The 22,265-nt window shown below is 51.7% G+C and carries 19 protein-coding genes; all 19 read left to right on the forward strand.

Features of this window, described 5'->3' with window-relative positions; all coding sequences use genetic code 11:
- Positions 1–174: 174 nt before the first annotated feature.
- The 19 genes from dpsA to M0651_RS15965 all read left to right on the forward strand — a co-directional run bounded on the left by dpsA (position 175) and on the right by M0651_RS15965 (position 21,208).
- Positions 175–1,074 (forward strand): dipicolinate synthase subunit DpsA, encoded by a 900-nt coding sequence (gene dpsA, locus M0651_RS15875; RefSeq protein ID WP_248552719.1) that lies wholly within the window; start codon positions 175–177, stop codon positions 1,072–1,074.
- On the forward strand, positions 1,071–1,664 hold the full coding sequence (locus M0651_RS15880; protein WP_248552720.1) for a dipicolinate synthase subunit B: 594 nt from the start codon (positions 1,071–1,073) through the stop codon (positions 1,662–1,664). The genes dpsA and M0651_RS15880 overlap by 4 nt, the downstream gene beginning before the upstream one ends.
- A 234-nt stretch (positions 1,665–1,898) precedes the next feature.
- Positions 1,899–3,119, forward strand: a complete 1,221-nt coding sequence (dapG, locus tag M0651_RS15885) for an aspartate kinase (RefSeq protein ID WP_248552721.1) — start codon at positions 1,899–1,901, stop codon at positions 3,117–3,119.
- Positions 3,120–3,214: 95 nt separating this feature from the next.
- The gene (gene dapA / locus M0651_RS15890) at positions 3,215–4,078 is read left to right on the forward strand and encodes a 4-hydroxy-tetrahydrodipicolinate synthase (protein WP_248552722.1); all 864 of its coding nucleotides are present in this window, start codon (positions 3,215–3,217) and stop codon (positions 4,076–4,078) included.
- Between the two features lie 468 nt (positions 4,079–4,546).
- A complete protein-coding gene (locus M0651_RS15895) occupies positions 4,547–6,226 on the forward strand; it encodes a ribonuclease J (RefSeq protein ID WP_248552723.1) in 1,680 nt (559 codons plus the stop codon).
- A 185-nt stretch (positions 6,227–6,411) separates the two neighbouring features.
- Positions 6,412–7,161 carry a ClpP family protease gene (locus tag M0651_RS15900; RefSeq protein ID WP_248552724.1) on the forward strand — a complete coding sequence of 250 codons (750 nt, stop codon included), beginning with the start codon at positions 6,412–6,414 and terminating at the stop codon, positions 7,159–7,161.
- Positions 7,158–7,382 carry a YlzJ-like family protein gene (locus M0651_RS15905; protein ID WP_248552725.1) on the forward strand — a complete coding sequence of 75 codons (225 nt, stop codon included), beginning with the start codon at positions 7,158–7,160 and terminating at the stop codon, positions 7,380–7,382. The genes M0651_RS15900 and M0651_RS15905 overlap by 4 nt, the downstream gene beginning before the upstream one ends.
- 122 nt (positions 7,383–7,504) lie before the next feature.
- Entirely contained in the window at positions 7,505–10,117 is a 2,613-nt protein-coding gene (locus M0651_RS15910) for an FtsK/SpoIIIE family DNA translocase (protein WP_372490972.1), read from the forward strand.
- Positions 10,118–10,260: 143 nt separating this feature from the next.
- On the forward strand, positions 10,261–11,115 hold the full coding sequence (gene sleB / locus M0651_RS15915) for a spore cortex-lytic enzyme (protein ID WP_248552727.1): 855 nt from the start codon (positions 10,261–10,263) through the stop codon (positions 11,113–11,115).
- A gap of 100 nt (positions 11,116–11,215) precedes the next feature.
- Positions 11,216–12,496, forward strand: a complete 1,281-nt coding sequence (gene yfmF, locus M0651_RS15920) for an EF-P 5-aminopentanol modification-associated protein YfmF (RefSeq protein ID WP_248552728.1) — start codon at positions 11,216–11,218, stop codon at positions 12,494–12,496.
- A 4-nt stretch (positions 12,497–12,500) separates the two neighbouring features.
- Positions 12,501–13,781, forward strand: coding sequence for an EF-P 5-aminopentanol modification-associated protein YfmH (gene yfmH, locus M0651_RS15925; RefSeq protein WP_248552729.1), 1,281 nt, complete (start codon positions 12,501–12,503; stop codon positions 13,779–13,781).
- The gene (gene ymfI, locus M0651_RS15930) at positions 13,782–14,549 is read left to right on the forward strand and encodes an elongation factor P 5-aminopentanone reductase (protein ID WP_372490971.1); all 768 of its coding nucleotides are present in this window, start codon (positions 13,782–13,784) and stop codon (positions 14,547–14,549) included.
- 121 nt (positions 14,550–14,670) lie between these two features.
- A complete protein-coding gene (locus tag M0651_RS15935; RefSeq protein WP_155607997.1) occupies positions 14,671–14,925 on the forward strand; it encodes a DUF3243 domain-containing protein in 255 nt (84 codons plus the stop codon).
- Between the two features lie 212 nt (positions 14,926–15,137).
- The gene (locus M0651_RS15940) at positions 15,138–15,905 is read left to right on the forward strand and encodes a DUF3388 domain-containing protein (RefSeq protein WP_193415246.1); all 768 of its coding nucleotides are present in this window, start codon (positions 15,138–15,140) and stop codon (positions 15,903–15,905) included.
- Positions 15,906–15,944: 39 nt separating this feature from the next.
- Complete coding sequence (locus M0651_RS15945; protein ID WP_248552730.1) at positions 15,945–16,982, forward strand: RodZ domain-containing protein; 1,038 nt, start codon at positions 15,945–15,947, stop codon at positions 16,980–16,982.
- Positions 16,983–17,166: 184 nt separating this feature from the next.
- Positions 17,167–17,658: a YajQ family cyclic di-GMP-binding protein gene (locus tag M0651_RS15950; RefSeq protein WP_248552731.1), complete on the forward strand. Its 492-nt coding sequence runs from the start codon at positions 17,167–17,169 to the stop codon at positions 17,656–17,658.
- A gap of 337 nt (positions 17,659–17,995) precedes the next feature.
- Positions 17,996–19,324 carry a 30S ribosomal protein S12 methylthiotransferase RimO gene (gene rimO, locus M0651_RS15955; protein WP_248552732.1) on the forward strand — a complete coding sequence of 443 codons (1,329 nt, stop codon included), beginning with the start codon at positions 17,996–17,998 and terminating at the stop codon, positions 19,322–19,324.
- Positions 19,321–19,908, forward strand: a complete 588-nt coding sequence (gene pgsA / locus M0651_RS15960; RefSeq protein WP_248552733.1) for a CDP-diacylglycerol--glycerol-3-phosphate 3-phosphatidyltransferase — start codon at positions 19,321–19,323, stop codon at positions 19,906–19,908. The genes rimO and pgsA overlap by 4 nt, the downstream gene beginning before the upstream one ends.
- 46 nt (positions 19,909–19,954) lie before the next feature.
- A complete protein-coding gene (locus M0651_RS15965) occupies positions 19,955–21,208 on the forward strand; it encodes a competence/damage-inducible protein A (protein WP_248552734.1) in 1,254 nt (417 codons plus the stop codon).
- Positions 21,209–22,265 lie beyond the last annotated feature (1,057 nt).

Genomic DNA, 22,265 nt, shown 5'->3' on the forward strand with positions numbered 1-22,265 from the left:
GAAATAACACCCTAACTGTCCCTTATTACACCGTGAACCATCGCTCGAGAATGACCGTCCCCCGTCGGACGGTCTTTTTTGTATTGGCCTAGACGTTACTCCCTTTTCACCACTTTGTAGGCAGCGGCATAAGATGCTCTATACTGTGTTGCTTGGAAGGAGTGCCGTCTAAGAATGCTGACCGGAATAACGATTGTATTCCTCGGTGGTGACGCCCGGCAGGTGGAGGTCATCAACAAATGTCTGGAACTAGACGCGACGGTTCGGGTTGTTGGCTTCGATCGGTTGGAGACCCCGCTGAAGGGAGTATCGCAGGAGACGTTAAGTCCAGGTTTGCTTACCGGTGCCGACGTCATCATCCTTCCGGTAATCGGTTGCGATGATCATGGTGTCATCCCGGCGCCGTTCTCTGCGGAACAACTGGTCATCAAACAGGAATGGTTCGCAGCTATTCGAAAAAGCACACTGGTTTATACCGGGATTGCCAAAAGCTTCTTGAAGCAAATGGGCAACGAGCACGGATTTCAGATCATCGAGGTGCTTGACCGAGATGATGTCGCCATTTATAACTCGATTCCGACGGCGGAGGGCGCAGTGATGATGGCGATCCAGAATACGGACATTACCATTCATGGTTCGACGTGCATCGTGCTCGGGATTGGGCGAACAGGTTTTACACTGGCTGCAACGCTGCAAGGTTTGGGAGCGAATGTAAGGGTAGGGGTACGCCGGGAAGACGACGTGGCCAGAGCGGTGCAAATGGGCTGGAAGCCTTTTGCGACAAGGGATTTGGCCGCTAACGTAGGGGATGTTGACTTGATTTTTAATACGATTCCGACTATGATAGTCACAGCGCAAATCATCTCGAAGCTGCCCCGCACGGCGGTGATTATCGACCTTGCTTCGGCGCCTGGCGGGACGGATTTCCGTTTCGCTGAGAAACGCGGAGTGAAGGCGATTTTAGCCCCTGGCATCCCCGGTATCGTCGCTCCCAAAACGGCTGGAATTATTATGGCAAACACGATTTGTCAGTCGATTTTGGATGAGTTTCAATTACGGGGGGATGAACAGTGAATTGGCAGGGAAAAACGGTAGGTTACGCCATTACGGGCTCGCATTGTACGTTTGCTGAGGTAATGCCTCAGATTCAGCGTTTTGTCGACGGAGGGGCGAAGGTTGTGCCGATCATATCCCAGTCGGTGCTTACGACCGACACCCGTTTCGGTAAATCGGAAGATTGGCGCAAACAGTTGAAAGATATTACAGGGAATGATATTATTTCTTCAATTGTCGAAGCTGAACCGCTGGGTCCAAGCAAGTTGCTCGACGTGTTGGTCATCGCTCCCTGCACGGGAACGACCACGAGCAAGTTGGCCAACGCCGTAACGGACAGTCCCGTTCTGATGGCGGCGAAAGCCCAGCTGCGAAACGGGCGCCCGCTTGTCATCGCGGTGTCGACTAATGACGGTTTAGGTTTTAATTTGGCGAACATTGCGAAATTAATCGTGGCTAAAAATGTGTATTTCGTTCCATTCGGCCAAGATAATCCGACCGGTAAACCGAATTCGCTCGTAGCGAACATGGAACTGGTACCTGAGGCTTGTTATGCTGCGCTTGAAGGCAAGCAGCTGCAACCGCTGATTATCGAACGTTTTCATGGGTAAATGGTAACCGATGCAGGTCGTTATACGCCGCGATCTTTACAAGACGGACTCAACAACAAAGGTAGGAAGAATCGGAACAATTTGCTCAAAGGCGCAGCATGGAATACCGTATACAATCGCGGAGATCATTGCGGCGAAGGGGTATGTTTTCGAAGCTCTGGGTTCGTTAATCTTACTAATCTTACGGAATGAAGTCATCGCTTTACTCCGCACTTATTAACTGGAGGAATATCCATGCGCATTTTGGTGCAAAAATTCGGTGGCACGTCTCTTTCGACGATGGAAGCAAGAGAACATGTCATCTCACACGTACGCCGGGAACTGGATAACGGTTTCCGGCTCGTCGTGGTGGTTTCGGCCATGGGCCGCAAAGGCGATCCTTACGCGACTGATACCTTGCTGGATTTGGTTGCTGAGGGGGATAGCTATTTACCGCCCCGCGAACAAGATTTATTGATGGCTTGCGGTGAAATTATTTCTGCAGCCAAGCTGTGCAGCCTGCTGGCCGAGCGCAATATCTCCTCGGTCGTGTTAACCGGTGCTCAAGCCGGCTTTCGAACGGACAGCCAGTTTGGCAACGCGAGAATTCTGGATATCGTCCCGACAAGGGTGCTGGAAGAGCTGCAGCAGAAAGACGTTGTGATCGTAACGGGATTTCAAGGGCAAAATCAGGGCGGCGATTTCACAACACTGGGTCGTGGAGGCAGCGATACTTCAGCTACGGCGCTGGGGGCTGCACTACATGCGGAGATGGTTGATATTTACACGGACGTGAATGGAATATTAACTGCGGATCCACGGATTGTCGAGGATGCGAAGCCGCTCGAATACGTTAGCTACGCGGAAATCTGCAACATGGCGCATCAGGGCGCGAAGGTCATCCATCCCCGTGCGGTGGAAATTGCGATGCAAGCGGGGATTCCCGTGCGCGTTCGCTCGACTTTCTCGCAGGGAGAAGGAACGTTGGTAGCGAATCCCGAAGGATTTAAGGATGTCCAGATCGGGATCGTGGACCGTTACGTGACTGGGATTGCTTATGTGGCGAATGTGACGCAAATCCGGGTGGAATCGGCTGGCAAAGGTCCTGACAACCTGCAATTGCAAGTGTTTAAGTCGATGGCAGAGAATGACATCAGCGTTGATTTTATTAATGTGACCCCAACAGGCGTCGTTTATACCGTATTTGACAAAGATTCGACCAAGGCCGAAACGGTACTGAAGTCGTTGGAACTCTCTCCGCAAATCTGCACTGGTTGTGCCAAGGTGTCGGTCATTGGCGGCGGGATCAACGGGGTACCTGGGATTATGGCCAAGATTGTTGAAGCGTTAACTGAACATGGAATTCAAATTCTGCAATCGGCAGATTCGAATACCACGATTTGGGTGTTGGTGCATAAGGACGATATGGTGCAAGCGCTGCGGGCGTTGCATGCCAAATTCGAACTGGGGCGTTAACCCTTCGAAATCGTTGGATCGCATAGGGAAAAGGCAGGGAATGCTGATAGGGCAGTACTAAAAAAGCGAAGCGGGAGACGGGAGGAGGAAATGGCGTGATTAATTTCGGAAGAGTGATTACAGCCATGGTAACGCCTTTTAATGATCAAGGGAAAATTGACTGGGACCAGACCGCAAGCCTGATCGACTATTTGGTGGAGGAGCAACAGTCCGACAGCCTTGTCGTAAGCGGAACAACAGGGGAGTCCCCTACGCTAACGGATGAAGAAAAGCTTGAATTATTTGCCTTTGCGGTGAAACATGTGGCCGGGCGCTGCAAAATCATCGCTGGCACGGGTAGCAATGATACTGCTCACTCCGTAAATTTAACGCGCGAGGCTGAAAAATGCGGCGTTGACGGAATCTTGTTGGTCGCCCCGTACTACAATAAGCCGAATCAAGAAGGCCTTTTCCGCCATTTTGAAGCCATCGCGGCCGTCACAAGCCTGCCGATCATTCTGTATAACGTACCTAGCCGTACGGTGGTCAGCTTAAGCGTCGAAACAACGCTGCGGCTGGCGAAGATCCCGAACATCGTGGCTACCAAGGAATGTGCGCCGCTCGATCAAATTGCCGCGATTGTATCTCAAGCGCCAGAGCATTTTAGAGTTTACTCAGGGGATGATGCTTCGGCATTGCCGGCAATGGCGGTGGGAGCCTATGGCGTCATCAGCGTGGCCAGCCATATTGCGGGCCGTTCGATTAAAGAGATGGTGGTGCAGTTCTTTAACGGACGGGTTGATGAAGCAAGCCGTCTGCATCGTGAGTTATTACCGTTATTCAAGGTATTATTCGAATGCCCGAATCCGGTAGCGGTGAAGTACGCGTTAAATGAGACCGGACATCCCGTAGGTTCTGTGCGGCTGCCGCTGGTTCCGCCGAATGAACAAGAAGCGCTGCGGATTCGCAGTTTCCTCTAACCCGTTGTTCACTTTGCTCAATAACCAGATATGTGCTGTATTTCCATAAACCGATGCCTTCATCATAGGCATCGGTTTTTTTGTCATGGTGCAAGGTAACGTTAAACGTAGGTAAAGCGTCTGACTTGTTTTTTGCCAATTTAATCATGTATAATGATTTCAAGTGACTGGGTGCGGTGAATTTTTAAATGAAATGGATCGTTCAAGAATAGAGGCTTACCTCAGCAAGCGAAGGCGGAGTTCGTTATGCTAAATCGCTGTGGGCTGGATGGAGCGTTGTGGCTTACCATAACTTAATTGAACAACCATTTTAGGATGATGACTTGGAGACACGGCCAGACCGTCTTGATCGAGGCGGTTGTTTATTCCTGCAATGAATGAGTTTTAGATATCAAATGCAGCGGTCGGAGCCATTTCCATAGGAATTTTCGATACAACGTCCAAAATAATTAGGAGGGTTAGATTCACTTGTCTAAAAAAATGAATAACGAAAAATTGACGATTTTCGCATTGGGCGGCGTCGCAGAGATTGGGAAGAACATGTATGTCGTTCAATATGCCAATGACATCGTGGTCATCGACTCCGGACTTAAGTTTCCGGAAGAGGACATGCTTGGCATCGACATCGTCATTCCCGATATCACTTACTTGACGGAGAACCGCGATAAAGTAAGAGGCATCGTGCTGACGCACGGACACGAAGACCATATCGGCGGTTTGCCTTACGTACTGAAGAACTTAAACGTTCCGGTTTACGGGACAAAACTGACTTTAGGGCTTGTCGAGAACAAGCTGAAGGAAGCGGGGCTGCTCGGCGAAACGAAACGCGTGCTGATCAACGCCGATTCCGTAATCGAGCTCGGAACAACGATGAAAGCTTCGTTCTTCCGGACAAATCATAGTATTCCGGATTCGGTTGGCGTATGCATCGAAACCCCGGAAGGCAACGTGGTTCATACCGGTGACTTCAAATTTGATCATACCCCAGTCAATGATCAATATGCGGATTTGCATCGGATGGGCGAAATCGGGAAAAATGGCGTTTTAGCACTTTTATCGGATAGCACCAATGCGGAGAGACCGGGCTTCACTCCTTCGGAGAAGAATGTGGGGATCGTGCTCAGCGATATTTTCCATAAAGCGAAGCAACGTGTGGTCGTGGCTACCTTTGCTTCTAACGTACACCGGATTCAGCAGGTGATCGATGCGGCGTACGCAACGAACCGGAAATTGACCATTATCGGACGCAGCATGGTGAACGTTGTAACGATTGCAGAAGAACTAGGTTATTTGAACGTACCGGACGGCATCATCATTGAGCCGGAGGAAGTTAACAAAATGGCTGCGGACCGCGTAGTCATTCTGTGCACGGGCAGCCAAGGGGAACCGATGTCCGCTTTGACACGGATGGCCCGCTCGACACACCGGAAGGTCGATATCCTTCCTGGGGATACGGTCATCATTGCGGCGACTCCAGTCCCGGGCAACGAGAAATATGTGGGTCGGACGATCGACGAGCTATTCCGCCTTGGCGCGGAAGTTATTTACAGCGGCTCGAACTCCGGCGTGCACGTATCGGGCCATGGCAGCCAAGAAGAATTGAAGCTGATGCTGAACCTGATGCGGCCTAAATATTTCATTCCGATCCACGGGGAATACCGCATGCTGCGGAGACACGCGCTGCTCGGCGAGTCGGTTGGCGTGGAGTCGGAAAATATTTTCCTGGTCGATATCGGGGATACTATCGAGATTCAGAACGGCGTAGCTCGTAAGGCTGGGAAAGTACCGGCCGGCAACGTATTGATCGACGGACTAGGCGTTGGCGATGTTGGTAATATCGTCTTGCGCGACCGCAAGCTGTTGTCTCAAGACGGCATCTTGGTTGTCGTCGTTACGCTCAGCAAGCAGGACGGTACGATTGTATCCGGTCCGGATATCATCTCCCGCGGCTTCGTTTATGTTCGTGAATCGGAAGGGCTTCTGGATGAAGCGAATCGGATTGTATCCAGCACGCTCGAGAAGCTGATGAGCGAGAACGTAAACGAATGGGCTTCACTGAAAACGAATGTGAAGGATGCGCTCGGCCGTTTCTTGTATGAACAAACGCGCCGTAGACCGATGATTTTGCCGATCATTATGGAAGTCTAAAAAGATATAGCACACAGTCGCCTCTTTTCCTGCCGGTAATTGGACGGTTCCTTGCAGGAGAGGAGGCTTTTTTATGTCCAAAGGGGGCTTTGTATAGATTGAAGAAGGTTGTCGGCATACTAAGGGCTGCGTAGAGCAACGAGACTTCGTCGGATATGCCGACACACGAAAGGAAGGCTTTAACCATGAATAAGGACCTGAGCCAATCGACCGTTCGCAGCGAATCCGAGCTGCCGCCAGACGAGGTGGAGAAGAAAGAAGCTACCGTACCGGAAATGATTCAGCAGTTGGGACAAACAGCGGTACCTACCCCTGGTGAATCCAATGTCTATTGCTTGACGATCATCGGTCAGATCGAAGGCCATTTGGTATTGCCGCCGCAAAATAAAACGACCAAATACGAGCATCTCATCCCTCAGCTTGTGGCGGCGGAACAAAATCCGCGAATTGAAGGACTGTTAATTATTTTGAATACCGTTGGCGGCGATGTGGAGGCAGGACTTGCAATCGCGGAAATGATCGCTTCTTTATCCAAACCAACGGTTACCGTAGTCATCGGCGGGGGACATAGTATTGGGGTTCCGATTGCGGTAGCTTCCGACTATTCGTTGATTGCCGAAAGCGCAACGATGACTATTCATCCAATTCGCATGACAGGCCTTGTTATCGGGGTACCCCAGACCTTTGAATATATCGAGAAAATGCAGGAGCGGGTCGTTCGCTTCGTCACGGCGCACTCGCATATCACAGAGGAGATGTTTAAGGAGCTGATGTTCAAAACCGGAGAGTTAAACCGGGACATCGGAACCGCAGTTGGCGGCAATGATGCCGTGAAGTATGGGCTCATCGATGGGATCGGAGGGATCGGCGAGGGATTGACCCAGTTGAATTCGTTGATCGAATCTCGGAGACAAGCGGGAGGGATCACACAATGACCCATTACACCATTCTTCCGGAAGAAGTCTATTGGGAAAATGCAGAGAATGTAGAGGCGTACGGAGAGATTGAACTGAACGGCGTACTGATGCAGGTGAGGATGGAAGCCGGAAACCGGGCGACGATCGTACGGTTGCTGCGCTGCCAACTGGAGGATTATTTGAACCCGGAGTTGGCGCCCGGGCGGCAAATCGCTTTTTTTCCAACTTTATTAAAATGAGATAACTGCATGTGACGGTATCTTCTCTAGGTCCCCCCTCGGTGATTATGGTATAATATTCATCTAGGGGGTGTTTTCGTTTGCCACGGAAACGGAAGAAGAAGAAAGCTGCCATTGGCAGCATGCTCAAATACGAAATATACGGAATCATCCTGATTACCTTATCCATTATCGCCTTGTCCGGGGAGGCTGCCGTTGGAAGAACGTTATCGAAAATGGCCGCGTTGATCCTCGGCAAATTTTATTTTGTAATCCCTGTGATCGGCATTTACATAGGACTAGCTGTCATGATTACCCGGAAATGGCCTAATCGCTGGAACGCCCGTCGCAGCGGTGTGTTATTGGCAGTCATGTCGCTGACGTTAATGAGTACGATTTCGGCCATGCAGCATAAACTGGCTCCGGCGGTACCTTTGTCCGCAGGGAACGTGTTGGGCCAGATTCATCGCGATTTGCAAGGAGCGCTGTTTCAGCCCGCGGTGAGCGATTCCGGGATGAGCCTGCTGGGGCTGGACATCAGCGGAGGTTATGTCGGCGCGCTGGAATTTGCCTTGCTTTACTCGCTGTTTGGCATGGCAGGCGCTAAGCTGATCATGATTGTACTGCTGGCCATCAGCTTTATGCTGGTCACTGGACTATCGTACGTGGATCTCTTCCGCATCTTGCGTTCCAAATTGGCTGTTTTAGGTGAAAGTCTTGGGAAGAAAATGCGCATGCTGCGTCCGGTACCGGTCCGCGGTAAGGCCAAGCGGGTGGAGAAGCCGGCCCCGGCGGTATCCTCTTACGATGATCCGGAGGAGGAGCTTTACGAGACTAACGAGGCTCCAACCGCTTCAACTCGGAAGAAGCCGGTGTTCTTCCAGCTTCTAAACTTTAAGGGAAGACCGGATGAACCGGAAGGAGAAGCGCCCGTTCACCCGGATGAACCGGGAGACGTCGAGGCAGCCGAACATGCCGCTGAAGCGGGAATCAATTGGAATGAGCTGAATTACATGGGTAAGGAGGAAGGGACGGATAGAAGTGGCTTGGATGATCATCGAAGCAGTGACACCGGCCCGATCATCCGCGATTTCTTCGACCATATTCAGCGGGAAGGTCTGCACCAGGATGAGGAGGGAGACGACGCCGAGCATGGTGCCACAGTCCTCCATGAGGATATGACCGCAGGAGGAGGGCTGGCTGATGAAGCGTATGATGCCGCCTCAGTTGGAATCCCGGATACTGCGAACTCTGGCGAGTTAGGACTCGATGACGGATCTGTTGGCCAGAGTGATGACATAGTACCTCCACCTCCGCCCAAACCGGCACCTAAACCGTATAAAATGCCTTCATTCCGGCTTCTCTCAAAACCGGCCGGAGCGGGAAAATCCGGTGACCAAGCCGATTATATGCAGACTGCCCGCAAGCTGGAAGCCACGCTCGAAAGCTTTGGCGTTCGGGCTCGGGTGCTGGAGGTTGTACGCGGACCGGCGGTAACGCGGTACGAAATTCAGCCGGATATCGGCGTGAAGGTTAGCCGCATCGTCAACTTGACGGATGATATTGCCTTGGCCCTGGCTGCCAAGGATATCCGGATGGAGGCGCCGATTCCAGGCAAATCCGCGATCGGCATCGAGGTGCCGAACAACGAGGTCTCGTTGGTCACGATGCGCGAGGTAATGGAGACGCCCACGTTCATGGACGCAGAATCCAAGCTGAGCATTGCTTTCGGACGCGATATTTCCGGACAGACGATCGTCGGTAACCTGGCGAAAATGCCTCACCTTCTGGTTGCCGGGGCGACGGGCTCAGGGAAATCAGTGTGTATTAACGGCATCATCACCAGCATCCTGTTCAAAGCGAAGCCGGATGAGGTTAAGTTTATGATGGTTGACCCTAAGATGGTCGAACTCAATGTCTATAACGGGATTCCACATCTGTTGACTCCCGTTGTCACGGATCCAAGGCGAGCTTCGTTGGCTCTTAAGAAGATCGTTGTTGAGATGGAGAAACGGTATGAGCTGTTTTCGAAATCGGGGGCGCGGAACATCGAGGGGTATAACCACATGATGGCGGAAAATCCAGATGCCATTCTGCCGTACATTGTCGTCATTGTGGACGAGTTGGCAGATTTGATGATGGTCGCGGCCAACGACGTTGAAGATGCGATTGCGCGGCTGGCCCAGATGGCCCGTGCCGCAGGCATCCACCTGATTATTGCCACGCAGCGTCCTTCGGTCGACGTCATTACCGGCGTCATCAAAGCCAACATCCCGTCACGGATCGCGTTTGGCGTATCCTCTCAGGTCGATTCGCGGACGATCCTCGACATGGCCGGGGCCGAGAAGCTGTTGGGTCGCGGGGATATGCTCTATATGCCGATGGGTGCCTCCAAGCCGATACGGGTGCAGGGCGCTTTCATGAGCGACCAGGAAGTCGAGACGATCGTCGGTTTTGTGCGTGGACAAGGGCAGGCTGAATACGACGAAAGTTTGGTTCCCGAAATAGACGACGAAGTACAGGAGACGGAAGAGGTGTTGGACGAGCTTTATGACCAAGCCGTTCAAATCGTGTTGGAAGCGAAACAGGCCTCCGTCTCGCTGTTGCAGCGTCGCATGCGCGTCGGATATACCCGGGCTGCGCGTCTGATCGATTCCATGGAAGCCCGAGGGATCGTTGGGCCGTATGAAGGCAGTAAGCCGCGGGAAGTGTTAATGTCGATCGAGCAATACAAAATGGGAAGGATCTCCTCCTGATCTCGTCTTATCAGGGGGATCCTTCCCCTTTCTTTTTTAGGAGTACTCATAACTTAGGGTGCATAGGAAGGGACGGCGCTTGTCATACTAAAGTCACCCATCCTTGTTGAACAACTTCTAAAAAGAGAGGTAGAGCTAAACGTATGAAGAAAGCAAAGATCTGGTTTGCCTTCGGTTTAGTGTTGCTATTGTTCGGAATCGGATATGGAGCGAATGTGCTCCGGCATACGCTTGACGAAGGCAAAGTCAATACTTATAAAGCGCAGCCTGCATTCAGTGAGCAGGTTATCGATTACGGGGCATTCGGCAAGGACGTGTATGAGTTGCAAGGCCGCCTCGCTTACCTTGGTTTTTACCACGGCAAGCTGGACAGTTACTTTGGTCCCAAGACCCGAGATGCCCTGAAGTGGTTCCAATCGGAGTTCGGGATGGAGGCCGACGGCCTAGCCGGTCCCAAAACGAAGTTAAAGCTTTATAACGCCACAAAAAACTGGAAGCCGGGAATGGAATATGCGAACGCCGGCGGGAATACGAAACCTCAAACCGGAACGACGAATAAATCCGGAGGAGAGAGCGGCGGAGGTGCGGCTGGTAAAGTAAAAGCGGAATCCGCGGATCTGTCCGCCTCCAATGCTATGGGGTTATCAGAGAATGACTTACGGATCATGGCTAACGCTGTTTACGGAGAATCACGTGGCGAGCCGTTTGAGGGCCAAGTGGCCGTAGCGGCGGTCATCTTAAATCGGGTGAAGTCACCGAGTTTTCCCAACACCGTATCCGGCGTCATCTTTCAGCCAGGCGCATTTACGGCGGTCGCTGACGGTCAAATCTGGCTGGAGCCTAACGAACAAGCCCGCAAAGCCGTGCAGCAGGCGCTAAACGGGTGGGATCCGAGCGGGGGATGCTTGTACTACTTTAACCCAAACACGGCAACGTCGAAATGGATCTGGTCGCGCCCGCAGGTCAAGACGATCGGAGAGCATATTTTCTGTATGTAAATAGCTGATTTTCGAAGGAGCAGCCGCTGGTCGTCAGGTTGCTTCTTTCCTTTGAATTGGTATAGAATGGAACTGACTTTCTTGTAAAGGGGTTTTGGGTTTGAACAAAACGCGATTTGAGCGCGGCACCGTAGGCCATATCCGCCTGCACGTCTTGCCGACGAACCGATTCAAAACATTTGCCATTTCCCTCTATGCGGGATCGCCGTTGCAAGAACAAACGGTAACCGCAACGGGCCTCACTCCGTTCGTGTTGCGTCGGGGTACGGAATCCTATCCGGAAACCACGCAGTTCCGCGAGCAGCTGGAACATATGTACGGGGCGGGCTTCGGCTTTGATGTATATAAACGAGGTAATTACCAAATGGTCCAATTCCGTATGGACACCATCAACGATTCTTTCGTGAAGAGCGCCGATTCACTCCTCGGCCAAAGCTTTGCTTTCCTTGGTGAAGTCGTCACCAAACCGGCTAAGGAGAACGGCGCGTTCCGCACGGCTTACGTGAATTCGGAAAGAGAGTCCGTTCGTAAGAAGCTGGAGGGGATTATCAACGATAAGATTCGTTATGCCGCCGAGCGCTGTACGGAAGAGATGTTTAAGGACGATCCGTACCGTCTTCACCCGCTTGGGGAGCGAAGCGAATTAGACGGAATTACCCCCGAGTCCTTGTACGCTTCCTACCTGAGCTGGCTGCAGCAGGCTCATCTTGATTTGTATGTGGTTGGGGATACGACGCTGGCCGAAGTGGAGGAGCTGGTTGAGAAGCATTTCAGTCTGATCCGATCGACTTCGCCGGAATATAAGCCGGAGCAGGTGAATATCCGCGGGGGCGAGGTCCGGACGATCAAGGAAGCGCTCGACGTAAATCAAGGGAAGTTAAATCTGGGGCTTCGCACCCCGATCACTTACGGGGACGATCGCTACGCATCTTTGTTGCTGTATAACGGGATTCTCGGTAGCTACCCGCATTCCAAGCTGTTTATCAATGTCCGGGAAAAAGAAAGCTTGGCCTATTACGCAGCCTCCCGTTACGACGGGCATAAGGGCATCGTTGGTATTCAATCGGGGATCGAAATCGCCAATTACGAGAAGGCGCTTCGCATTATCGAAGCCCAGTTGGCGAGTATGCGCGTCGGAGAAATCAGTGAGCTCGAGATGTCACAGACAAAGGCGATGATCCGCAACAGCTTGTTGGAGATGCAGGATTCCGCTTTTGAGATGATCGCTTATGACTTTAATCGTGTTTTGTCTGGCAAAGACCGGCCCGCGGAGGAGTTGCTTCGTCAGGTCGAACAGGTTCAGCCACAGGATGTTGTGGCGGCCGCAGAAACCGTCCAGCTCGATACGATATACTTTTTGACAGGCCAGAAGGAGGGGTAGGCGGATGGAAACGATACGTTACGACGCTTTGCAGGAAACGCTGTATCGCGAAACGATGGAGAACGGTCTGCAGGTCTACGTGCTGCCCAAACCGGGCTTCCAGAAAACCTACGCCACGTTCTCGACCAAATACGGATCGATCGATAATCATTTCAAGGTAGAAGGACAGGAGGACATTTCGGTTCCGGACGGCATTGCCCATTTTCTGGAGCATAAAATGTTCGAGGAACCAGAGGGGGATATCTTTGCCACCTTTGCTTCTCAAGGCGCTTCCGCCAATGCCTTTACCAGCTTCGACCAAACGGTTTACCTGTTCTCTGCCACGGAGAACATTCCAGCTAACCTGGAAACGTTGGTCAATTTCGTACAGCACCCTTACTTTACCGACCAGAATGTGGAGAAGGAAAAGGGCATCATCGGTCAAGAGATCGGGATGTATCGGGATAACCCGGATTGGCGGGTGTATTTCGGTCTGATTGAAGCGATGTACAAAGTACATCCTGTTCATATCGACATCGCTGGTACGGTGGAGTCAATTGGAACGATTACGAAGGAAACGCTTTATACGTGCTACAATGCCTTTTATCACCCTAGCAATATGCTGCTGTTCGTTGTGGGGGGTGTCGATCCAGAGGAAGTGTTCAAGCTGGTTCGAGACAATCAGGCGAAAAAGGATTATAAGCCGCAAGGCACAATTGATCGTTTATTTGAGACGGAGCCGCAGGAAGTATCCGAGAAGCGGCGGGAGTCCCGCTTGCCGGTATCGCAGCCGAAATGCCTGTTCGGCTATAAGGAGACGCGCCTTGGCTTGACGGGTCAAGACTTGCTGAAACGGGACCTCGCCACGAAGCTTGCTCTCGATCTGCTGTTTGGTGCCAGCACGAAGCTGTACCAGAAGCTGTATGACATGGACCTGATCTCCGATAGCTTTGGCCATGAGTACAACAGCAATCCCAATTACGCTTTCTCGGCGATCGGCGGGGACACGAAGGATCCGGACCGGATGCTGGCCGTGATCAAAGAAGAATCTGAAGCGCTGCTGGCTTCCGGATTCCGTCAGGAGGATTTCGAGCGGGCGCGTAAGAAGAAGATCGGCGGGTATTTACGCATGTTGAATTCGCCGGAGAACATCGCCCACGAGTTCACCCGATACAACTTCCGCGGCGGCGACCTGTTCGCGGTATTATCGATATACGAGTCGCTGACGCTGGAGGACATCAATACGCGCCTGCGCGAGCATATCGATTGGGAGCAGCTGTCCGTATCGATTGTGGTGAGTCCGTAAATGGCGATGGATCATGGGATAGGAAAGAACATCGCGGACATGACCGTATTAATCACCGGGGCAAGTCGGGGGATCGGCGCCGAGGTGGCGTTGCGGTTTGCTTCGGTCGGCATGAACGTGGTCATTCACTATATGAACTCGCATGAGGCGGCAAATGAAGTGGCTCGCAAATGCTTGGAGCTTGGAGCCAAGGCGTATACGGTCTCTGCCGATCTGCGCAGCAAGGAGCAAATTCTGCGGATGAAGGAAAGGCTCGAGAATTACGGGCTGTATCCCGACATCCTGGTAAATAATGCGGGTATCTCGCATTATGCGCTGCTGTCCGATGTAAGTGAAGAGGATTGGGACGACGTCATGAACGTCAATTTAAAAAGTGTGTTTCTGTGCAGCCAGATGTTTATGCCGTATATGATCAGTCAACGATTTGGACGTATCATTAACGTTTCTTCCGTCTGGGGAATATCTGGCGGTTCCTGTGAAGCGGTGTATTCGGCGGCTAAAGGCGGGGTGAACGCTTTTACCAAAGCATTGGCTAAGGAGTTGGCCCCCTCCGGCGTCACCGTGAATGCGGTGGCTCCAGGCGCGGTCAAGACCGAGATGATGGATCGTTTTGATGCGGAAGAACTTCGCCAGCTGGAGGAGGATATTCCCGCGGGGCGGCTGGGTTCACCACAGGAGATTTCGTCACTTGTTTATTTTTTGGCGTTGCCGGAATCAGGTTATATCACGGGACAGATCATTAGCCCGAATGGCGGCTGGATTACCTGATCGCCCCTTGATTTGCAGGTTTTGCTATCCGCTTGAGTCCGCGGCCCGCGTATAAAACCCACGGGATATTCGCATATTACGACTGTTGATCTTAAATCGCCAAGCGAAGGAGGATTTAATCATGTCAACAGTACTCAAAAATTTTGATACATGGAAGAAATTCCTGGGTGAACGCGTCGAGCATGCGGAAAAAGCCGGTTTCAGCGAAGAGGCGATAGCCAACCTTGCTTATGAAATCGGCGGTTTTCTGGACGACAAAGTCGATCCGCAAAACGAATCTAACCGCGCCCTCAAAGAAATTTGGGACGTCGGCAGTGAAGAAGAGCGGAAAACCATCGCCCGTTTGATGGTGAAGTTGGCAAAGAAAAACGCATAGTTTGGCACTGGAAAAGCTCCCGTTGCGGGAGCTTTTCCCCCATTTTCTCCGCCTGCTTGCCTTTCATTTTCATTTTATATATCATAAAACACATATGAACATGTAATTTCAATATTGGTAAGAAATGTTTTTGTATATTGTTTTTGCAAAATAGCAGGAATTAAGACCTATTTTGTCGAAAGATGCATGAGGATATGGAGAAGGTGTCTGGGATGGTAGAGAAACAATGGTATCTGGAATACAAAATACATAAGAATCGTCCAGGACTTTTGGGGGATATTGCTTCCATGTTGGGGATGCTGGAGATCAATATTTTAACGATCAACGGCGTTGAGGGGAAGACTCGAGGACTACTGCTGGAAACGGACGATGACGGCAAAATCGATCAGGTCAGCCAGCTGTTAAATAAGGTGGACAGCATTACGGTGACCGCTTTGCGAAATCCACGGCTTGTCGATCTGCTGGCCGTACGTCATGGTCGCTATATTGACCGAGATTCGGACGATCGCAAGACGTTTCGGTTTACCCGGGATGAGCTGGGGATACTGGTTGATTTCCTCGGCGAAGTGTTTAAGCGGGAAGGACACCAAGTGATTGGACTTCGGGGAATGCCCCGCGTTGGTAAGACGGAATCCATTATCGCTGGCAGCGTCTGCGCGATGAAGCGATGGACGTTTGTGTCGTCAACGCTCTTACGGCAAACGGTACGAAGCCAATTGTCCGAGAACGAGATGGATCCCCACAATGTATTTATCATCGACGGTATCATCAGTACGCTACGTTCCAATGAAAAGCATCATCAACTCCTGCAGGAGTTGATGTCCATGCCTTCGACCAAAGTCATAGAGCATCCGGACGTATTCGTCAAAGAGTCTGAATACAGTTATGACAATTTTGACATTATTATAGAATTGCGTAACAATCCGGAGGAGCAAATCGTTTACGATACGTTCACGACAATTTATACGGACGATCTGTAGGGTTTGCCGCATAATTAATCATAGCAGGAGGTGATGGTCGTGTCGGATTTGGGCCAGCAGTTAAGGGAAGCCCGCCTAGCCAGAGGTTTGTCGCTGGATGATGTACAGGAAATGACGAAGATACGCAAACGATATTTGGAAGCCATCGAAATGGGGGATTACAAGGTTCTGCCTGGAAGCTTCTATGTTCGGGCTTTTATTAAGACGTATGCGGAAACCGTTGGCTTAGATGCGGACGAACTGCTTGCCGAACATCGGCAAAACGTGCCTTCTTCGGCTCCGGAACCTACGATGGAACCGGTTATACAGAAACGACGCAGCAGGCAGCACAACGAGCGCAACTCGAAATGGTTGTCCACCACGTTGATGTGGTCGTTTGCCGTGTTGATTTTAATTGTGATTTATATGTATTTCTCGGTCTGGGGTAACAACAAGGATGAAGCTGAGGGGAATAAGGAGCCGGATCCTACGCCGGTGACCCAAGGGAAAACGCCAACAGATGCGAATCAAAATGGCACGAATGCGGGGAACGGAACTGGCGGTGATGCCGTTGGTGGGAACAAAGGAGCCGGAAACGGGACCGATACGGTTACGGATCCAGGGACGAATAACGGCACCAATACAGGGAATACAGGAAATACGGGCAATGAAACCCCGGGGAATGAACCCGGCAATCAAGCGGTTACCGTCGTCGCGGATGGAACAGAAGGCAGCACGACGAAATTCAAGATCCAAAATCCCGGAACGCAGCCGGTACAGGTCGTCATTACGGCGAGCGGCGAAAGCTGGGTAGAGGTACGTAAAGGTAGCAAGAGCGGAGAAAAGCTGTATTTTGGCAAAACCAAGGACAGCGAAGTGCTGACCTACGATATTGTACCGGAAGGCTTGTACATTTTGTCGGGGAATTCAGCGAAAACGGCGATAACAGTGGCTGAGCAACCAATCGAGGATGGCAAGACGACCTCTCGATTCTTCTTGAGTTTGGATGACGGTACTGGCGATGGTACGGCAGGTAATACGGGAACCGGGACCGACGGTACGGGTACCAACAACGAAACGACGACAAACGGCGAATAAGTAAAGGCGGCAAGCTAGCCAGTTGCTTGTTCTATGACCAAGAGCGCAGGTGGGACCGGTCCGGTCAAACGGCGCTTTTTGGGCTGTCATGGGATCCATCGTGATGGGGATACTCGACTTTGCGAATTTTTTTACATATAATTTAATTATGAAAAGATTGGAAATCAAGAAAGGAATGTGACTTATGGCTTCGGAAAGTTCTTTCGATATCGTTTCAAAGATGGACATGCAGGAATTGACCAACGCGATCGATCAAACGGAACGTGAAATCGCAAACCGGTTTGATTTTAAAGGGAGCAAAAGCGAGCTTAAGCTGGAGAAGGACGTGCTCGTGATCGTTTCCGACGATGATTATAAGCTGGGCGCCGTTATCGACATCCTGCAATCCAAGATGATCAAACGCGGTTTGCCGATCAAGAATTTGGATTATGGCAAGGTTGAGCCGGCCTCACTGGGCTCGGTGCGGCAGCGGATTAATTTGAAACAAGGAATCGACCAGGAGAATTCTAAGAAGATCAACGTGTTGATCCGTGATTCCAAGCTGAAGGTTAAGAGCCAGATCCAAGGCGATCAAATTCGCGTCACCGGGAAAAGCAGAGACGATCTGCAGGAGATTATGCAGATGCTGCGCAAAGCCGATTTGACGGTGGATTTGCAGTTCACCAACTTTAAATAGAGCGTAAAGTGCGAGTTCAAAATTCAGGTTTTCAGGACCGAGAAGGTTGGATGAAGCTAGGGGTTGAGTAGCGGAGCGTACGTTTTTGGTACGTGAGCAACGGAGAGCCCAGCTGAATTCAAGATTCGATGTCGAGGCCACTTCACAAGCTCTGCTTCGTCATGGAAAGATGACTTTTTGAACAACCTCGTAAAGGTCTCTTGCGGCGCCGGTTTTGAGCTGCGGAGGCCATTTTCATATTTTTGACAGCATCGGTACTGGAATATTATACTTGTAGAGGTTGTTTAATCGTTAGTCTCACGGGAATTTTGGCTTTCAACGATGGGGGAAATGGTTCATGACAGAAAAGGTAAAAATCGTGACGCTTGGCTGTGAGAAAAATCTGGTTGACTCGGAAATTATGTCAGGCCTGATTGATCAGCGCGGCTATTCTTTGGTGGATAATCGCGAGGACGCAACCGTCATTATCGTCAACACTTGCGGGTTTATCGATGCAGCCAAGGAAGAGTCGGTCAACACGATTCTGGAGCTCGCCGATCTGAAGGAAAGCGGACGGCTCAAGGCGCTGATCGTTTCCGGATGTTTAACGCAGCGATATAAGCAAGCATTAATGGATGAAATGCCGGAGATCGACGGGATCGTGGGTACGGGGGATTTTCACCATATTAACCGGATCGTCGACGAAGCGCTTAAGGGTAAGAAGCCGGCGCTGGTCGGTAACCCTGTCTTTAATTATGAGCAGGCGCTGCCGCGTAAGCTATCCACGGCCCGGTACACGACCTACGTGAAAATCGCTGAAGGCTGTGACAACAATTGTACGTTTTGCAGCATTCCGATCATGCGCGGGAAGTTTCGCAGCCGCTCGATGGAATCCGTCCTTGAGGAAGTGCGAAGCATGGCCGCCCAAGGCGTGAAGGAAATTAGCCTGATCGCGCAGGACTCGACCAATTATGGTACCGATTTGTATGGGGAGTTTAAACTGGCTGAGCTGATGGACCGGGTGACTCAGGTGGAGGGGATTGAATGGGTGCGTCTGCATTACGCTTACCCCGGCTTTTTTACGGACGAGCTGATCGAGATGATGGCGACGAATCCGAAAATTTGCAAATATGTAGATATGCCGTTGCAACACAGCGAAGATGCAATTCTGAAGCGTATGCGCCGCCCTGGACGTAACCGTGATATCCGTGAGCTAGTTGCTAAGATTCGTGCACGGATTCCGAACGTTTCGCTCCGTACTTCCTTGATCGTCGGGTTCCCGGGGGAAACCGAGGAGGATTTCGAGCGGTTATGTGAGTTTGTGCGCGAGGTGAAGTTCGATCGGCTTGGCGTTTTTACCTATTCCAAGGAAGAGGATACGCCGGCGTCGCGTTTACCGGATCAGGTTGACGAGGCTGTGAAGGAGTGGCGGGCCAACACGCTGATGGAGATTCAGCGGGAGGTTGCTAATGTGAACAGCGGCAAGTTTGTCGGTCAGGTGCTGGACGTCTTGATTGAACGTTACGACGGACGCAGCGACGTTTACGTAGGCCGCTCGCAATACGATGCACCGGAAATTGACGGCGAAGTATTCGTTTCGAATTGTCCCGTCAGGCTCGGGGAATTGACCAAGGTGCGGATTACGCATGCTTTTGATTATGACTTATCCGGGGAGGCCGTCCTGTGAATTTGCCCAACCGTATCACATTAACCCGTATATTTATGATTCCGGTGATGCTGGTCTTCTTACTGGTTGACGCCGGGTGGCTGTCTCATGAGCTTACGTTCGGGGATTATTCGCTGCCGGTCAATCAGCTGATCGCGGCGATTCTGTTTATCGTGGCAGCCAGCACGGATGGGATCGACGGCTATATCGCTCGCAAATATAATCTTGTCACCAACTTAGGTAAGCTCCTTGATCCTCTAGCCGATAAGCTGCTTGTTGGGACCGTCCTGATTGGTCTTGTAGCGATGGGCAAGTGTGACACCTGGATCGCGGTCGTCATCATCAGCCGCGAGTTCGCTGTGACCGGCCTTCGTGAAGTTGCACTCTTGGAGGGCTCCGTGATCGCAGCCAGCAAGTGGGGCAAGGCGAAGACCATTACGCAGATCATCGCCATTTCGGCGTTGCTGCTGAACAATTTTCCATTTGAGTGGATTTCGTTCCCGTTTGATGATATCGCAATGTGGTTGGCGGCTGTCATCACGTTGTATTCGGGCATCGATTATTTCGTGAAAAATAAGAGCGTGCTTTCTTTTTCCAAAGCATAAACTGATGTGGGTTGGTTGACCGGAAATGTGAAGGAGGCATGCGAAGGTGAAAGCGGAAATTATCGCGGTTGGGACGGAGCTGCTGCTCGGCCAAATTGTGAATACCAATGCGCAATATCTATCGCAAGAACTGGCAGCGTTGGGGATTGACGTGTATTTTCAAACTGTGGTTGGCGATAATATGAATCGTCTGGCGGAGGCCGTGAGGACGGCTTCGGGACGGGCGGATGTGCTGATCTTTACAGGCGGGATTGGTCCGACGCAGGATGATCTGACCAAGGAGGTGCTGGCCGAGGTGTTGGGCCGGACGCTTTATATCGATTCGGAAGCGATGGCGAACGTCGACCGATTCTTCCAAGGCCGCGGGGTTCCCATGACGGAGAACAATCGTCGCCAGGCGCTGGCTATTGAAGGGGGCACCCCTCTTCCAAATGAAACGGGATTAGCCGTGGGCAATGCGCTTTTCGTAGACGGCAAGTTTTACGTTGTGTTGCCTGGACCGCCGAAGGAAATGAAACCGATGTTCGAGCACCAGGCGAAACCTTGGATTCTGGAGCATGTGTTGACCGGCGAGATGCCGATTTATTCGCGGATGCTGAAATTCGCCGGGATTGGAGAATCGGCGCTGGAGACGAAGCTTCTTGATCTGATTGAGGCTCAAAGCGACCCGACGGTTGCACCTTATGCGAAAGAAGGCGAAGTGACCATTCGCGTTTCCACCAAGGCGGCAAGTGAATTGGACGCGGCGGTAAAGCTGGATGCGATGGAGCGGGAGATTGCCGCGCGGTTGCCGGAGTATCTGTACGCCAACGTGGATGAGCCAATCGAGAAGACCATTCTCGATTTGATGGCTTCGCGCGGACTTACGCTGAGCGCGGCCGAAAGCTGCACCGGCGGGCTGCTCATGGAGATGTTCACCGCGTTGCCCGGTAGCTCGGCCGTCTTCGCCGGCGGGATCGTTTGCTACTCCAATGAGATGAAGGAGAAGCTGCTGAACGTGCCGCATGACCTGCTGGAAGGCGACGGCGCCCCCGGTGCGGTCAGCGCCGAAACCGCCAAGGTGTTGGCGGAGCAGGTGCGCCTGACCGTGGGCACCGACATCGGCTTGTCGATCACCGGCGTGGCCGGTCCGGCCCACTCCGAGCGCAAGCCCGTGGGCTTGGTGTACATCGCGATCTCGCGCCGGGGTTCGGACACCGCCGTCTTTGAGCTGAACCTCAAGGGCAACCGCGAGACGATCCGGATGCGCGCCGCGAAGACGCTGTTGTACCGGTTGTGGCGGGCGCTGCAGGGAGGCTGACCCTTTGCAATGGTAGGGAAGTGAATAATGATCTCGGGCCGCTCTTGTCCGCCGCTTGTCTGTGGATTGGATAGAAGGATGACCAGCGGCTCCCAAATGCGGACGTAAACTCCCTCCGATTCATTATCCTCTTTCCATTTGTGCAAAGTATGAATCCCATCAGCGCTTGGAGGTTGTTGTAGATTTCCTTCAGCTTGTTCTTGCGCTTTCGGGGTCTATGACCTATAATCAAGTCACGGAAGAACCGTAGCAAACTGATTCAGTTGTGCTGCGGTTCTTTTTTGTTGTTGGAGTAACCAGGGGGAGGGGGATGGGGGCAGCACGCAAGTAGGTAAGTAAGTAGGTAAGAGCCGGGATAACGCTAGACTAGTTGTGGAGTGAGTGTGATAGGAGGGGACAACGAATTTTGTTCGAAAAATCATATATAATGGTGCGCCTGAGAACTAATTTGCCTGATATGTATGAAAAATCGAATACAATCCGCGTTTACCGCCAATTTCGACGAAATCTATATGGAAATTTCATACATATTCAGATGTAACATCAATCTTCCGCCGTGGTGAGCGCATTTCCGAAGGAAACAGCGGGTAGGGAGCTGTGAAAGTAAGACACGCGCCAAAGCCAGCGAGTCCCCGCAGGGTAGAGCGCCTAGGGAGCGCCTCCGTCGATCCCATGTTCTTCCAGCATCGATGGAATCCAACGACCGAAGGAGGCCGGCACCCTTCCAGAGAGGCAGGTCCCCAAGGAGCGCACAAAGTAAGACGTACCCGAAGGGGAAAAGCGATCCATGCGCCGAAGTTAGCAAATCCCTGCAGGGGAGAGCGTCAAAGGAGCTTCTCAGTTACTCCGACGTTTGTCCAGTTTGCGGGATCCCTAAGGGCAGCGGGCCCTTGGGGGCCCTCCCTTGCGGTAAGGGAGGGTTTGGGAGGGTTGAGAATAAATTACGAATGTATGTTCGAAAAAATGCTTGGCAAACATACCAAAACAAGGTACAATGATATACGTGAGAAGTTACAAATGGCCATGAATGATCATGAATTTATGTAATCTAAGAATC

Origin of the sequence: Paenibacillus mellifer (assembly GCF_023195895.1) — a bacterium.
Lineage (GTDB): Bacteria > Bacillota > Bacilli > Paenibacillales > Paenibacillaceae > Fontibacillus > Fontibacillus mellifer.

Coding starts and splice junctions, on each gene's coding strand:
- M0651_RS15940 (WP_193415246.1), top strand. CDS start 15,138: ATGGTAGAGAAACAATGGTATCTGGAATACAAAATACATAAGAATCGT.
- rimO (WP_248552732.1), top strand. CDS start 17,996: ATGACAGAAAAGGTAAAAATCGTGACGCTTGGCTGTGAGAAAAATCTG.
- M0651_RS15910 (WP_372490972.1), top strand. CDS start 7,505: ATGCTCAAATACGAAATATACGGAATCATCCTGATTACCTTATCCATT.
- sleB (WP_248552727.1), top strand. CDS start 10,261: ATGAAGAAAGCAAAGATCTGGTTTGCCTTCGGTTTAGTGTTGCTATTG.
- M0651_RS15950 (WP_248552731.1), top strand. CDS start 17,167: ATGGCTTCGGAAAGTTCTTTCGATATCGTTTCAAAGATGGACATGCAG.
- dapG (WP_248552721.1), top strand. CDS start 1,899: ATGCGCATTTTGGTGCAAAAATTCGGTGGCACGTCTCTTTCGACGATG.
- M0651_RS15900 (WP_248552724.1), top strand. CDS start 6,412: ATGAATAAGGACCTGAGCCAATCGACCGTTCGCAGCGAATCCGAGCTG.
- M0651_RS15905 (WP_248552725.1), top strand. CDS start 7,158: ATGACCCATTACACCATTCTTCCGGAAGAAGTCTATTGGGAAAATGCA.
- M0651_RS15935 (WP_155607997.1), top strand. CDS start 14,671: ATGTCAACAGTACTCAAAAATTTTGATACATGGAAGAAATTCCTGGGT.
- yfmH (WP_248552729.1), top strand. CDS start 12,501: ATGGAAACGATACGTTACGACGCTTTGCAGGAAACGCTGTATCGCGAA.
- ymfI (WP_372490971.1), top strand. CDS start 13,782: ATGGCGATGGATCATGGGATAGGAAAGAACATCGCGGACATGACCGTA.
- dpsA (WP_248552719.1), top strand. CDS start 175: ATGCTGACCGGAATAACGATTGTATTCCTCGGTGGTGACGCCCGGCAG.